Below are 15,185 nucleotides of genomic sequence, written 5' to 3' on the forward strand. Positions count from 1 at the left end.
AGGCGTGTCTGCCGAAGCGGGGCTTGCGTTTTGAGTTCTGTTGTCGGCATGTGTCTTTATGATCAGAGTTGGAAATATGGCATCACCATCACAGTCCCTGGCGCAGGAGCGGCTGTCCGCCGAAGAAGTGGAAAAATTCGAGCAGGACGGATACCTCATTTTACGTAATCTCTGTCCCGAATCGTTGCGGCAGGAGATGCTGGCGGCGACCAAGGATGGGTTGTCACGGGTGGTGGAGCCGGTCGAGTATGAAGCCGACGTGGAATATCCCGGTTCCCCCAGTTCGCGGAACGTCGCCGGTGGTGAGACGGTGCGGCGGCTCTTGCAGGCACACAGTCGCGGGATGAGCTTTACGCATCTGGTGAATCATCCGGCGCTGGTGAATCGGTTATCACAGTTGCTGGGCTCCGATTACGTGATGCCGCTGGCACATCATAACTGCATCATGACCAAGCAGCCTGAGTTCAGCAGCGACACGATGTGGCATCAGGATATCCGGTTCTGGTCTTTTGAGCGGAAAGAGCTGATCAGTGTCTGGGTGGCGCTGGGCGAAGAGAACACCGATAACGGCTGCCTGAAAGTCATACCGGGTACACATCGCATGAATTTCGAACCGCATCGCCTGGACGAGCGGATTTTTCTAAGGCCCGATCTGCCGGAAAACCAGGAGTTGATTCAGACCAGTGTGTCTGCGGAACTGCGTCCGGGGGATGTCCTGTTTTTCCACTGCCGTACGTTTCACGCAGCGACCCGAAATTTTACCGACCAGGCCAAGTTCTCGGTGGTCTTCACGTTTCGACCTGCCGATAATCCGCCGCTCACAGGCACACGTTCCGCCAGTCTGCCAGAACTGGTGATTCATACGAATCCGTAAGAACGCTTTTGTTATTTCGCGTGGCTTGAATCGAGTTCGGGTTGCGGTTTGGCTTCGAGGAACTGGGCGGCACCGAGGTATTTTCCCCAGGAGCCGAAGTAGCCGCGATAGAGCATGATCAGGTAAGCGGGCACGATGATGGGGCGGATGATGAAGGTGTCGAGCAGCACGCCGAATGCCAGGGCAAAGCCGAGCTGCTGCATGCCAACCAGGGTCCCCGCCATCAGCGAGGAGAAGGTGCCTGCCATGATAATCCCGCAACTGGAGATGATGCCGCCGGTACTTTTCAGCGCGGAAATGACGCCGTCAACGGGATCTCTGGTTTTCTGTTCTTCATCAATGCGGGTAATCAGGTAGATGTTATAGTCTTCGCCAACGGCAATCAGGATGGTGAAGAGGAACATCGGTACTTTCCAGTCGAGGCCGGTAAAGTTATGCGGGTCAAGAGCCCAGAAGACGGCAAAGGTAACCCCCAGTGTCACCAGGTAGCTGAAGAAGACACTCAGGATCAGATAGGCAGAGATCGCAGGTCTGCGGAGCAGGATTACCAGAATGAGGAAGACGCTGCCCAGTACCAGGACATCAATGCGTGCCTGATCCTGATCGGTGACATTTTTGAGGTCGGTAATGCTGGCGGTGGCGCCGATGTAATAGAGTTTTGTTTTGTCGCGCAGGTTCACGGGCAGTGATTTGGTGACGGCTTTCTTGACCCGCTCGAGCTGCATCATACTGTCGTGGGAGAACGGGTCTTTTTCGAGGATCAGATCCATGCGGGTGACATGGTTTTCCAGTTCCGGCTCAGAGCTGACATAATAATTTTTGATGACTTTAATGCGACTGATGGCGCGTAATTTGGCCAGCCCGCGCAGGTCCTTGGCTTTTTCCATTTCATCCGCAGCACCGATACCAAATGGTTTGGTCATATTGCGGATATCGGCGATGCCCAGTTCCTCTTTATTTTTCAGGAGATCGTCGGTCAGCTTTTCGATGGCTTCGCGGCCTTTGGAATCGGAAAAGTTGATATCGGGATTGCTGAACAGCAGCGTCAGAGGTCCGGTTGCTCCCGCCGGGTAATGTCCCTGGACGGCTTTGGTGCCTACTACGCTCGGGTCTTCACTGGGGAGTTCGGAAAGGAGCCCGTAACTTAAATTTCCATAGCAGGCCAGAGTGATCAAAGCGAAAGGGAAGAGTAACAGGAATGTCGTGAGCCAGATTTTTCCCGGTTTTCTGAGTAAGGCAAGCGAGACCGATTCCCAGACTGAACCGGCCCAGTTGCGCTGCATCAGGCGGGCCATGACACTGGAAGGGGTCAGCCAACCAGCGGAAATCGCGACGCGTTCATTGAATGTTTGTGGCCAGTAGGCAAAACGACCGGCAAGACAAAGCAGTGCCGGTGAAAGTGTGAGGGAAGCAAGCAGTACAAAGAACAGGCTGAGGGCCATGGCAATGCCGGCCTGCTGGAATTTGCCGAACTCTGCAAAGACCATCATGCCGATACCGCACATCGTGGTCCCCGCACTGGCTGCCAGGGCAGCACCGACAGTGGCGATGGAGTTGGAAATGGCTTCCTTGAAGGTGCATTCCTTATCCAGTTCCTCCCTGTGGCGGGCGATCAGGAACAGACAGTAGTCGACTCCCGCGCCGTAGAGAATGACGGTGACGTAGACTTCAATGCCGGAGAACAGACCGACCCAGCCCCAGTCCCCCAGAATTGCCAGCACGGAGAGTGCGATTTTGACAGAGACGAAGACTGTGAACAGCGGAATCAAAGCCAGAATGGGAGCACGATAAATGATGATCAGCAGCATGATCACCAGCAGTACCGTCCAGAGTTCGGTTGCTTCAGCACTCTGGTTTGCCGCCCGAATCATATCGCGGCCGACAGTGGCGATACCGCTGAGTGTGATGTCGAGGCCGGGCTGAATCGACTTTTTGAATTCATCATTTTTGAGGAGATTTTCAATGCTCTCAACGGTTTTCGCATTACTCTGATCCAGAAATTCTGTCGAGAGTTCTACGATGACCAGCGAGGCTTTGTTATCTTCGCTCTGCAGCAGGTCGCCGATCGATTTATCGGTGTAAGTTCGAATGCGTGAGATATTCGATTTTTTTGATACTTCACCCTGTTCTAAGCTCTCGGTGGCATAGCCTCCCTGTTCTTCCACAATATTTTCAAGTTGTGGTTTGAGCGTGTCCTCAATAAATTTGAGGTCTTGCGGGCGAAGTCCCTGGTCGCCGTGTTCACGACGTACGACGATCACAATGCTGCTGGCCAGCAGATCATCGGGGAAGGCGCGCTTGAACAGTTTCTCGCCTTGCAGGCTGGGAGAGTCAGCGGGGAGAAATGCAAATTCGCCGTTTTGTACCACCGAAGACCATTCCGGTGCGACGTAAGAGATCCCTGCTACTGCCACAACCCAGCAAACAAGAATGACTTGCCAGTAACGGACTACAGTGTTGCCTAAAACTCGAAACATAGAGATTGCTAACAAAGAGCGAATGAAGAGGCGTAAAATACAATCTGGGGAGACACTAACCAGTTTCAACAGCAGTTCTTTGAAACCGAATCTATAGGCGTGAGGTATCTACAGTACCTTCAGGTCTCCGCGCCGTCAATCTTCACACATTCCAGTGACTGAATGCAAGTCTAAGGGGCTTGTAATTGCAATGTGAACCTGAAAAGTGTTTTTATGTTCATTTTTAATCAACTGTCGCCAAATTAATTTTGTATCTCACATTGGATTTGTCATAATGTGTATCTGATCGGAAAACTTGACACTTCTCCGTTTCTCAATCGATCTGATGAGTGAAAAGGATCTTCTCATGCTTCGTATTTCTCGCCGTTTCTCCAGTTTGTGTTTTTTGCTTCTGCTGACATTTGTCTGTCTCAGTCCGGTCGTCGCGTCGGCTCAGACGATCGCCCGTTGTGGGGAAGGCTGGCTGGAAAAGATTGACGGCTATTATGTGTTGCATCTGAAGGGAACTCATTACGAGATGGGTTACCAGCAGGGTGTCTTACTGAAAGCAGACATTCGCAAGAACATGTACAATCTGCTCAATGAAAAAGGGGAGATGACCCTGGTCGATCTGGGCGCGGTGAAACTGAAGCCGCGTCAGGCGATCGAAACGGTTGTGCAGATTCAAAAACCATACACGCCACAGAAATATGTGGATGAGATGCAGGGGCTGGCAGCGGGTGCTGAGATCGCCTACGAAGATGTGCGGGCGACTAACTTCATTCCGGAGATGTTTCACTGCAGCGGTTTCTCGATTGCTAATTCTGCGACGAAAGACGGGACCCTGTATCATGGTCGCGTACTGGACTATGCCTGTGACTGGGGTCTGCAGGATCATGCGGTGCTGGTCGTAGCGGAACCGAAAGGGGGAATTCCATTTGTGAATGTCTCCTACGCCGGTTTCATTGGCTCTGTCACCGGGATGAATATGCAGTCCGTTTCGATTGGTGAAATGGGGGGCCGGGGTCTGGGACACTGGTCTGGAGTCCCCATGGCGTTCCTGGTACGCGAAGTACTGGAAACGGCAAAAGATCTGGATGAAGCGATTGCGGTCTTTCGGGATAACTATCGCACCTGTGAATATTATTATGTGATTGCCGATGGCAAAACGAACCGCTCTGTCGGGATGGCGACCAGCTGGGAAAAGATGGAACTGATTCAACCAGGCGAATCGCATCCTCTGCTTCCGAACCCGGTGAAAGATGCCGCGCTGCTCTCTGCCGGCGATCGTTATCAGGAACTCTCCCGCCGGGTTAAGCAGGGTTATGGTGAGTTCACGGCTGAGACCGCGATTGAACTGATGAGCCGCCCGGTGGCGATGAAATCCAATCTGCATAACGTGCTGTTCGAACCCAAATCAACGAAGCTGTGGGTTGCGAATGCCAGTTCGGATGGAAAACCCGCTGCGAACCAGAAGTATTACGGGTTCCAGTTATCGGAACTGTTGAAGCGCAAACCGGATTCGAATGCCCCCGTTTATCCGATGCCGACAGGGCAGGCTGTTTCTCAGAAAACAGAATAGGCTTCCGTTTCCTGTGTCATTCATTTTCCATTTCACTTTGTAACTGCAGCCAGGCATCGGGCAGGTAGTCGAGCAGATCCGAAGCGATGAGCGCGGGCTGTGAGAGATCTTCTGCCGCCAGATCGCCGGCAAGACCATGCAGGTGCGCTGCCAGTTGCGCAGCGGCAAAAGGAGAAATTCCCTGTCCACACAATGCGGTCAACAGTCCGGTGAGCACATCACCTGTCCCGCCGGTCGACATGCCGCTGTTGCCCGTTGTGTTGACGGCAATACTGGTACCATCGGTGATGACCGTGTCGGCCCCTTTCAGGAGCAGAATAATCTGATGCTGCCGGGCATATTCCACGGCGGCGGCTTCCCGGTCTTCGCTGATTTCAGTGATGCTTTTGCCCGTGAGCCGCGCAAACTCGCCGGGATGAGGGGTGAAGATCCGCGGGCCGGCGGCTGCAGGCAGACTTTGATCTGATACTGCAATTGCATTTAATGCGTCGGCATCGATGACCAGGGGTTGTTCGTATTCGGCGTAGAGTTTCCAGATCAGCATCTGTACCCAGGGAAGTTTCCCGAGTCCGGGACCAATCGCGATGGCTGCTGAGTCGTAAATCTGAGGCAGCAGAAACTTTGCTGACGGGCCCGTCAATTGACCAGACGGTTCGACGTGCAGCGGCAGGGTAAGGTAACAGGGATTCACAGCAGCGACGATGGATTGAATTTCCTGGGGGATGGCCAGAAAAACGAGCCCCGCACCTCCCCTGAGGGCTCCCATCCCTGAGAGACAGGCGGCCCCACTCATCCCCGAACTGCCGGCAATCACCAGAACTTTTCCAAACGTCCCTTTATGAGAATCCACGGGCCGTGAGGGGAGCGGAGGCAGGTTTGAGATACGTTGAAGATTCATGATAAAAATTCTTTCAAATTGATTCGACATCACTAAAATGTGAAAACGATTTTACAGACCGGAAATAGTGTACTGCGAATTTCTGCGTTTCTGTTCAAACCGGGGATCATACTTTGAATTCAAACGGCTTTACGAAAGTTAGTCTGGGGCAAATAAGTTGACTGGTAAAATGTGTCTTTTCTGTAAGTTCAATTTATCCTGTTGAAAGTTTGACTGATAAGACTCCAAGTTATCTTTGAGTTCATTATACTTTAAATGTCTGTATTTAAATCGATTTGTTTAATATGGAACTCATCTCTTTTGATTCTGCACGATCGGGCAGGTAGTGAATTCGAAACGGTATCCCGTTTTACTGTCGCGTCTCCAGATTTATGGGAAATGAGGATAATCGATTCAGAGACACCAGAGGAAATGTGTGTTCTAGAGCGACATCAGTATCACCCTCAGACTGGTGCTGAGGATTGACCGAACGATAAACAACTGCAACGGATTGGATGGATCTTTAATGGCTAAGAAAAAAACTGTTTATGAGAAACTTTGTGAACTGGCCGGCAATCTCTGGTGGAGCTGGCAGCCTGATGTCACTCAAATTTTTCATCTGATCGATCCCGATAAATGGTCTGAACTGAATCATAACCCGGTTCTGCTGCTGAAAGAATACTCGCCGGAACAACTCGATGATAAATTAAGCAGTCTGAGCCTGCACTCCCGTGTGAATGTGGCTTATCGTCGCTGGCTGGAATACATGGATCGCTCTGATACCTGGGGTTCAACCAACGCGACGATTCTGGGGCATCGCTGTGCCGCCTATTTCTCGGCTGAATTCGGGATTCACGAATCATTACATATCTATTCTGGCGGTCTGGGTGTGCTGGCGGGCGACCATCTGAAAAGTTCTTCAGACCTGGGGCTGCCTCTGGTGGCTGTCGGCCTGTTCTACGGGGAAGGGTATTTCTCGCAGCATATCGACAAAGAAGGCTGGCAGCAGGAATCGTATACGGAAGCCAAGACAGAAAATCTGCCGATCATTCCGGCGTACACTCCCGAGGGAAAGCCGGTCATGATTTCGGTCGCGACCCGCTCGGGAGAAATCTTTGCCAAGGTCTGGCGGATCAATGTGGGACGCGTTCCCCTGTATCTGCTTGATACCGATGTGCCGGAAAACAGCCAGGAAGATCGGAACCTGACCGCCCGGTTGTACGGCGGCGATCAGCGCACCCGTATTCGCCAGGAAATCATGCTGGGAATCGGTGGCGTCAAAGCGCTGGAAGCGATTGGCATTGAACCGAGTGTGATTCACATGAATGAAGGTCACTCGGCATTTGCTCCCCTGGAACGTGTGCGGAACCGGATGCACGAAGACGGATTCTCTTTCGATGACGCATTACGTGAAGTCGCAGCGTCCTGCGTGTTTACCACTCACACCCCCGTGCCCGCCGGTCATGACCGGTTTGATGCGGGGCTGGTGGAAGAACATGTCGGGCCACTGGGGGACCAGTTAGGTCTGGACCATCATGCTTTGATGAGCCTGGGACGCGTTGATCCGCAGAATGAAGGCGAAACCTTCTGTATGACCGTACTGGCATTCAAGCTGAGTCGCCTGGCAAACGCGGTTTCAAGTCTGCATGGCGTAGTGAGCCGTCGGATGTGGGCTTCTCTCTGGCCCTGGCGGAGCGAAGAAGAAATTCCCATCGGTCACATTACGAACGGCGTGCATATGCCGACCTGGCTGGCAGCGCCGATGCGTGTGATTTATGACCGTGTACTGCCGACCAAATGGTACTACAAAACCGGTCAGGCTGATGTCTGGGCGGGGATTGAAGAGATCACACCCGGTGATCTGTGGGAAACACACCAGGCACTTAAAAACCGTCTGATTCATTTCTCCCGTGATCTGCTGGTGAAACAGGCACAACGTCGCGGCAGTTCGGATACGGAAATCAGCCACCTGAAATCCGCGTTGAATCCGGATGCCCTGCTGATTGGTTTTGCCCGCCGGTTTGCACCTTACAAACGTGCCGACCTGGTGATGAAAGACATGGAAACCTTCCTGAAGATCATCGAAGACGCAGATCGACCAGTACAGTTCATTTTTGCCGGGAAAGCACATCCCGCGGATGAACGGGGTAAACAGATCATCCAGCGGATTTTCAAACTGACTCAGGAGCCACCGTTCCGAGGCAAGATTGTGCTTCTGGAAGATTACGACATCAACCTCGGTCGTCATCTGGTGCAGGGTGTGGATGTCTGGTTGAATAATCCCCGACGCCCCCTGGAAGCGTCCGGTACAAGTGGTCAGAAGGTGGTGTTGAACGGCGGTTTGAACTGTTCCATCCTGGATGGCTGGTGGGCAGAAGCCTTTGACGGCAGCAACGGGTTTGCCATCGGTGAAGGACGGACGCACGTGAACCAGGAGATCCAGGATGACCGTGACGGTCTGAACCTGATGAAGGTTCTGAAGGAAGAAGTCATTCCTCTCTACTACGGTCGAAACTATGACGATCTGCCTCTGGAGTGGATTGCCCGTATGAAAAACGGAATCCGCACACTGGGCTGGCGATTCAACGCCGACCGGATGGTCATGGATTACGCCGAGAAGATGTATCTGCCCGCTGCTGGTGGATTGTCCAGCCAGATCAAAGGGGATTCCTCCCTGTAGGCTCTGATCACCGCTGTCTTAATTCTGATAATCGTTATGACGGTTACAGGAACCAGATTCGTTCTGACTCCTGTAACCGTTTTTATTTTTACAACCGGTATCAGAAAGTCAGAGACTCGACTGACGTGTGAAGTTCTCGCTGACTTACGGAAACATGGACGCTTTTTCCGAGCTAGCCTTTCAGTAGAAATACTTAAATTAAGCAGCCCTGTATCGCCGACGCTTCAGACTGTGCCTCTCGTCTGACGATCCGGGCGCAATCTGATTACACGTAATGGAAGAAAGCGTTTGCCATGAGTTCAGTCATCGCAGGAAAGACCAGTAAAACCACGATACCGCAAGGAGAGTTGTCGGACCTGGTAAAAGGATACATGGATGTGGAGTTGTGGCGTTCCACCGGCTGGTTGACGCGACTGCATCTGGATGAACCACGGGTGGATGTCCGCAATCTTACCGAACGGACGCGGTTGATGAAGCGACTGATGGACATTGCCGTTTCCTTTACGATGCTGGTTCTACTCTCACCTTTATTGCTGTTTCTGGTAGTGCTGGTGAAACTCACTTCACCGGGTCCCGCCATTTTCAAACAGACACGAGTGGGATTAAACTTAAGAAAACAGACTAAGACTGACCGCCGCCAGTCACAAATGGATCTGGCTGATCTGGATTTACCAAAGGACCGTCGTCAGGCTGGTTCCGACCGCCGGGATGAATCGGGCTATGGAATGCCGTTCACGCTGTATAAATTCCGAACGATGACTGTGGATGCAGAAAAAAATGGTGCTCAGTTCGCCGTCCAGGGAGATCCACGGGTCACGAAGCTGGGACGTTTCATGCGAAAAACGCGACTGGACGAACTGCCTCAACTCTGGAATGTGCTGAAAGGGGAAATGACTTTAGTTGGTCCCCGTCCTGAACGACCGGAGTTCATCGAAGGCTTGAGCAAAGAGATTCCCAATTACATCAATCGCCTGGGGCTGAAGCCCGGATTGACGGGAGTGGCTCAGATTGTGAATGGCTATGACAACAATGTCGAAAGCTTCCGCCGCAAGGTTTCACTGGATTTGATGTATCTACAGAACTGCTGCATCTGGAATGATATTAAGATTCTGTTCAAAACGATCCGCGTGATTCTGACCGGCAGTGGTGCACTGTAAGTTCTGCGGGAATCAGAAACTCATCAACGAGATAAAAAAACGCCCTGTTTCCAGGGCGTTTTGTATTTGTCATTCAGTTCCGAAACAGAAGGTGCTCTCTCAGGAACTGGTTTCAGGGAAGTGGCTCAATTCCAGAGTATTGGCGGGAGCCATCTTTTCATTTTTGGTATCCCATCCCATCATCTGTCCGGTGCGCCACGATTCGTTGGCCATGTTGACGGCAACAACACCTGCCAGCCCCAGTTCCGTCGGGCAGTTCAGCGCTTCACCGTTACGGAGATGGTTATGCAGGTTAGTGTGGTGCAGTTTGGTATCTTCGGCACCCGACTTCTTATGCTCGGCCAGTACTTTGCCATCTTTGTCTTTGGCGACCCAGCCTTCGCGGGTGAAGTAGAGCGTGCCCCGATAGCCGCGAATCAGGTGATCGATGCCAACACGATTACTCATGGTTCCCAGAACATAAACGGTCATGCCTCGGGGATACTCACAGATCATTTCAAAGTTGTCAGGCAGATTGCGACCATCGTTCCACTGCCAGATCCCACCCATGCCGACTACGCGCCGGGGATAGAGCAGGTTGCAGGCTTTCATGATGCGGGTGATACGATGAATGAACAGGTCGGTGCAGATGCCTCCTGAGTACTGGGAGTAGTTCCGCCACTCAAAATAGTGATGCGGGTTCCAGTCGATTTTGGGAGCATGACCGAGCCAGGCGTTCCAGTCGAGGTCAGCCGGTTTGGCTTCATCGTCTTTCAGTCCCGGACGACGCCAGGGGCCCTGGTCTCCGTAGCGACGGACATATTCGATCTGGGCCTGTACGACCTGACCGAGCACGCCTTCTTCAATGGCTTTGGCCGCAGATGAATAGGAATCATCGGACATGCCCTGCACGCCGACCTGAATCGGCAGTTTTGTCTCTTTCTGCTTTTTGATGACAGCCTGCGCTTCGGGGATACTGTGCGTCATTGGTTTTTCACAGTAGACCGCTTTGCCGGCGTCGAGGGCATCGATCGTCATTTGTGCGTGCCAGTGTTCCGGCGTTGCAATCGTCACGTAGTCGATATCTTTGATTTCCAGAACCTTCTGGTAATCTGAAAATGCATGCTTCGCGCCGGTTTTTGCTTTGCCTTCTTCTGCACGGGTTGTCCAGCAGTCGGCGACAGCAATTGCTTCAACGTTATTCTTTTCCCGAATGGCGTTGTACGTACTCATGTGGGCGTTGGCCATACCGCCCGCGCCGATGAAGCCGACACGAATTCGGTCGTTGGCGCCCAGAATACTCCCATAACTCTGGGCAGTCCAGGCGAGACCGGCGGCAAAGGCGCTACCGGTCTGCAGGAAACTTCTACGTGTCACTTCAGAAGAAGACGGTTTCTGATCTGAACTCATCGGTCTGATCCTGTTTTTATCAGATTGAAAATTGGTGGGAACAACTTACTCGAGTTCTTTAATTCGCAGATTTTTGAACTCGATTTTGGCGCCATGACCACACAGGCAGATGTAACCCGATTCCCGTTTCAGACCGGGATGATCTTTACCGTCGATGGTGCCGTTTTTCTTGGCGTCTGTCATGTCGAAGTCAACGATGGTTGCACCATTCAGAGTGACTTTGACTTTATTGCCATCGACCAGAATTTCCTGTGTATTCCATTCACCAACAGGTTTCAGGTGGCCCCGTTCTGCAGGAGCGGTTCCGTAGAGTGAACCATGATACTGATACTTCTGCAGTTTGGCATATTTCTCTGCAGTGTCATCCAGGATCTGAATTTCTTTGCCGGCATAAGCAGGGCTGGTTTTAGGTTTCAGAGGCACGTGGAATCCGATGCCGTTATTGGCGCCCGGTTCGAGTTTGAAATCGAATCGCAGTACGAAGTTTTTGTATTCCTTATCAGTGAAGAGGTTCCCGCCGCTGTCTTTTTTGCTGACCAGCATGCCGTCTTCTGCATAGTAACCGTCAGTGGCGCCCTGCCAGCCATCCAGGTTTTTACCATTGAAGATGCTTTTGAAGTCGCTGTCGCAGTGTTCTTCAGCAAACAGAGGTGCTGCCAGTCCGAGAACAGCAATCAGACCAAGCGAGAATAATTTCCGGGCAGTTGTTGGGAGCATAACATTGATTCCTTGATATTCAGCAATTGACAGTTAATCAGGAAGGAAAATCCTGTGATATTTAAGGATCTTTAAAAAGGCGTGCCGATTGAGCATACCAAGAAGCATTTACCAGAATCAATGGAAAACCCCGTGAAACCATTTGGTTTTTTGTTTGAGGTGATTTCGACTAGACTGTATCCAGATGGACTGTAGCGTTTTCAGGGCTGTCTGGCCCGAGTATATTAGATTGAGAGACGCGCTACTTACAATGTGATGCGCTTTCGAATCACAGTCGGCTCACTAAACGGAATCACTCCTGCCTCTCAGATGGAAGAGAATCGAATATGAATCTACAGAATCGAACAGAATCGGATGTCGCCACAATGCGTTGGGTCGGCGGAACAGATGGATATCTGCAGATGATCGATCAGACACTCTTGCCGATCGAATTTCGTGAAATCGAATGTCGTGATGTGGAGACGGTCTGGGAGGCGATTAAAAAACTGCGCGTGCGCGGTGCACCGGCGATTGGAATTGCTGCTGCTTATGGTGTGGTAATTGCATTACAGACCGGAACCGGTTCCGAGCGCCCCGACTTTGATCAGCGTCTGACCGAAGCGGCCACCTATCTGGCAGAAAGCAGACCGACCGCCGTAAATCTGTTCTGGGCGCTGGATCGATTGCAGAAACTGACAGCAAGTCTGCCGGAACTTTCCAATGCAGACATGCATACGCGACTGCTGGAGGAAGCGCGACTGATTGAACAGGAAGATCTGGAGATGTGCCACAAGATCGGCGAAGTGGGTGCAGAGCTCCTCTCCAAAGGGGACGGAGTGCTCACGCATTGTAATGCCGGCGGCCTGGCGACATCGGGTGGGGGGACTGCGCTGGCTGTTTTCTTCGAAGCGGCACGGCAGGGAAAAGAGATTCATGTCTTCGCCGATGAAACTCGACCACTCCTGCAGGGAGCGCGGCTGACCACATGGGAACTGATGCAGCGCAAGATACCGGTCACACTGATCACCGATTCGATGGCAGGCTGGGTGATGCAGGAACAGAAAATTCAGGCGGTCGTCACGGGAGCAGACCGGATTGCCGCCAATGGAGATTCAGCGAATAAAATCGGAACGTATTCTGTGGCGCTGCTGGCGAGTCTGCATGGGATTCCGTTTTATATTGCCGCCCCCTCCAGCACGTTTGATCTGAGTCTGGCCAGTGGAAGTCAGATTCCCATCGAAGAACGTCTGCCGGACGAGATCACCCATGGGTTCGGAAAACAGACAGCCCCTCAAGGTGTGGATGTTTATAACCCCGCGTTTGATGTGACGCCGGCGAAATATATTTCCGGCATCATTACGGAGCGGGGTCTGATTCAACCTGTCACAACCGAAGAAGTCGCACGCGTGCTTTCAACAGAACCGGATTAACCTGCCGGCACCGTCGTTCAGCGGTTAATATAAACCGGTGTCTGTTCATATCCAGCAGAGTTATCAGGATAGTTGTTCTGCATCAGTGGTCGCTGATACTGCTGCTGATATTGTGGTTGCTGATATTGAGGCTGCTGGTACTGCTGTTGCTGGTATGGCTGCTGCAGTTGTGCTGGTTGCTGGTACTGCTGCTGATAGTCGACCGGTACCATCGCCTGCTGAGGCTGATAGTAAGAAGACTTCAGTTCTTCCCGGCGTTCCTGGAAATCCCGTTTTCGCTGCTGAATTTCTTCGATATCTTCTTCCCGCGGAGGGAGTGCGTAATTTTTCCAGGTGGCCTGTTCGTGATAGCGGTTCCAGAAATGCTGTGAATAGGCCAGCTGCGGAGTAATTCCCCAGCCGTTTGCAGTCTGTGTCTGCGAGAGTACGTGGCGGTAGTTATAGGGCTTGAAATAGTGGTATCCACTGTACGGAGAAATTTCCTGGAAATAGCCATGCTGCCAGGGGTGTTGTGAATCGAATGGAAAGCGTGGGTCTCCATAGATGCCACCAGTGACGCCGGAACTGGTCATGGGCTGGCTGTATTCGTAAGGGATCGATTCGGTACCATAGGCCCCGTCTGTGTAAGTCGGATCTCCACTGACGGCAGCTGCGATTGCGATGGCAATAATAGTTGATGACATTTCCGAAATCCCTCTAGCTCAAAAAACAGAATGGCTGATCTGTTTCATGAATTGAATAAACGTTCTATTACCTCTGTGTCCTCAGCGCGAGATGTCTCCACGCTATCATCATTATCGGAATATCAAACTGCTTTTCCTTCAGGTTCATCATAAAATTCGCAGTATGTAAATCACATAAGCGCGCTACAACCTGCATATTTTCAAATCGGGTTAGTATAACCAGTCAAAATGAACCGGCAGGATCTGCCGAAAGACGGCTGGATGGATGAAGTTTTTTGCGGAATTCAGTCTCCCTCCTGAAACAGGATGTAGGTTTAAGTAACAACGCGAGTGACTTCAGATTTCAAGGGGTGAGGGCATTTGCGGTTTGATATAGATCTGACAGAGCTGCTCCGGACGTACTCCGTTTTGGGGGAACTTTTTTTGCTTTTCATCAGAGATGATGTTTTTGAATACTAACATGAGGTGTGAGAGCGCAATGGGAAATTATAGAAAATTCACTCAGCTGATGGTGCTGCTGGCCATCGGTTGTGTCGCCGTGTATGCGGATGATGTCGTCATCCCGGGAGCGGATCTGGGGAAATCAGGGACACTGCCCCCTCCTCCCAGTTCGGTGGCGCCCCAACCGGATCCTGCTGCCAATTATCAGTCTCAAATGCAACAGCAGATGCAGCAGCAACCCGGGGCTGCCAATCCGGATGCGCTGACACAACCTGTTCCCGGTTACCAGGGAGGAGGCTATGTTCAAGGTGGCAACCAGTACTGGCTGCCTAATAATATCGTACCTCAGGTCGGGTCACCTTATTACTATAGTGCGACTCAGGGAGCAGGCGGCACCTATGGGATGACCGGTCCTCAGGTGGGTATGCAGGCGGGGCAGACCTGGTACGGTGGTTATAATGAAGCGAATACCGGAATGCAGACGCAAGCGTTAACGGTAGATCCTTATACTAAACATTTTGGCCCCGGTTTCTATCGTTCGAACGAGTATGGCCATTACCGCTTTCCTTCCTACAGTTACAGACGACCCTGGTACAATCCTGGTGCACCGACCTATAACCGGGATACGAACTACCGCTGGTAAGTACACTAAGACCGCGTAAACAATATCAACAGACGCTGATGTGAAACATTTCAGTGACCAACCCAGGCCCCGTGCCTGGGTTTTATTTTTGCCATAAGTAAGGGTTTTCCCTCAACTTGAAGGGTGAAAGAGTAAAAATAAGTTGAACCGCTCTAATCCCATTTTCATGATTAGCCGATACAAACAATACAATGTGGTGTGTATCTACCCAAATTGCGTTCGTTGATTAAGAAAAAACGGTGTTTTTCCTCGATTGTTAAGCGGAACGTGGTGATCT

Annotated in this window: 11 protein-coding genes; 6 read left to right on the top strand and 5 right to left on the bottom strand. The window is 51.7% G+C overall.

The features are described 5' to 3' along the window. Nucleotides 1–76 precede the first annotated feature (76 nt). A complete protein-coding gene (locus ACN0YN_RS22770) occupies nt 77–874 on the top strand; it encodes a phytanoyl-CoA dioxygenase family protein (protein ID WP_417387322.1) in 798 nt (265 codons plus the stop codon). A gap of 11 nt (nt 875–885) precedes the next feature. Here ACN0YN_RS22770 and ACN0YN_RS22775 read toward each other — a convergent pair whose 3' ends face one another. Continuing rightward, nucleotides 886–3,351: an MMPL family transporter gene (locus ACN0YN_RS22775; RefSeq protein ID WP_417387323.1), complete on the bottom strand. Its 2,466-nt coding sequence runs from the start codon at nt 3,349–3,351 to the stop codon at nt 886–888. A 346-nt stretch (nt 3,352–3,697) separates the two neighbouring features. Between ACN0YN_RS22775 and ACN0YN_RS22780 the strand changes: the two genes are divergently transcribed. Continuing rightward, nucleotides 3,698–4,912 (top strand): C45 family autoproteolytic acyltransferase/hydolase, encoded by a 1,215-nt coding sequence (locus ACN0YN_RS22780; RefSeq protein ID WP_417387324.1) that lies wholly within the window; start codon nt 3,698–3,700, stop codon nt 4,910–4,912. A 16-nt stretch (nt 4,913–4,928) separates the two neighbouring features. Here ACN0YN_RS22780 and ACN0YN_RS22785 read toward each other — a convergent pair whose 3' ends face one another. Then, on the bottom strand, nt 4,929–5,810 hold the full coding sequence (locus ACN0YN_RS22785) for an NAD(P)H-hydrate dehydratase (protein ID WP_417387325.1): 882 nt from the start codon (nt 5,808–5,810) through the stop codon (nt 4,929–4,931). Between the two features lie 505 nt (nt 5,811–6,315). On the opposite strand from ACN0YN_RS22785, the gene glgP reads away from it, so the two are divergent. Then, nucleotides 6,316–8,469 carry an alpha-glucan family phosphorylase gene (glgP, locus tag ACN0YN_RS22790; protein WP_417387326.1) on the top strand — a complete coding sequence of 718 codons (2,154 nt, stop codon included), beginning with the start codon at nt 6,316–6,318 and terminating at the stop codon, nt 8,467–8,469. Nucleotides 8,470–8,762: 293 nt separating this feature from the next. After that, nucleotides 8,763–9,626 (top strand): sugar transferase, encoded by an 864-nt coding sequence (locus tag ACN0YN_RS22795; RefSeq protein ID WP_417387327.1) that lies wholly within the window; start codon nt 8,763–8,765, stop codon nt 9,624–9,626. A gap of 99 nt (nt 9,627–9,725) precedes the next feature. Here the strand turns inward: ACN0YN_RS22795 and ACN0YN_RS22800 are convergent, their stop codons facing one another. Both ACN0YN_RS22800 and ACN0YN_RS22805 read right to left on the bottom strand, forming a co-directional pair. Beyond that, entirely contained in the window at nt 9,726–11,015 is a 1,290-nt protein-coding gene (locus tag ACN0YN_RS22800; RefSeq protein ID WP_417387328.1) for a Gfo/Idh/MocA family protein, read from the bottom strand. Nucleotides 11,016–11,060: 45 nt separating this feature from the next. After that, entirely contained in the window at nt 11,061–11,732 is a 672-nt protein-coding gene (locus tag ACN0YN_RS22805; RefSeq protein WP_417387329.1) for a 3-keto-disaccharide hydrolase, read from the bottom strand. Nucleotides 11,733–12,058: 326 nt separating this feature from the next. On the opposite strand from ACN0YN_RS22805, the gene mtnA reads away from it, so the two are divergent. Further along, nucleotides 12,059–13,141: an S-methyl-5-thioribose-1-phosphate isomerase gene (gene mtnA, locus ACN0YN_RS22810; RefSeq protein ID WP_417387330.1), complete on the top strand. Its 1,083-nt coding sequence runs from the start codon at nt 12,059–12,061 to the stop codon at nt 13,139–13,141. Nucleotides 13,142–13,158: 17 nt separating this feature from the next. Here the strand turns inward: mtnA and ACN0YN_RS22815 are convergent, their stop codons facing one another. Further along, nucleotides 13,159–13,824 (bottom strand): hypothetical protein, encoded by a 666-nt coding sequence (locus ACN0YN_RS22815; protein ID WP_417387331.1) that lies wholly within the window; start codon nt 13,822–13,824, stop codon nt 13,159–13,161. A 478-nt stretch (nt 13,825–14,302) separates the two neighbouring features. Here ACN0YN_RS22815 and ACN0YN_RS22820 point away from each other — a divergent pair, with 478 nt between their 5' ends. After that, entirely contained in the window at nt 14,303–14,908 is a 606-nt protein-coding gene (locus tag ACN0YN_RS22820; RefSeq protein WP_417387332.1) for a hypothetical protein, read from the top strand. Nucleotides 14,909–15,185 lie beyond the last annotated feature (277 nt).

This window comes from Gimesia sp., assembly GCF_048260065.1.
GTDB lineage: Bacteria > Planctomycetota > Planctomycetia > Planctomycetales > Planctomycetaceae > Gimesia.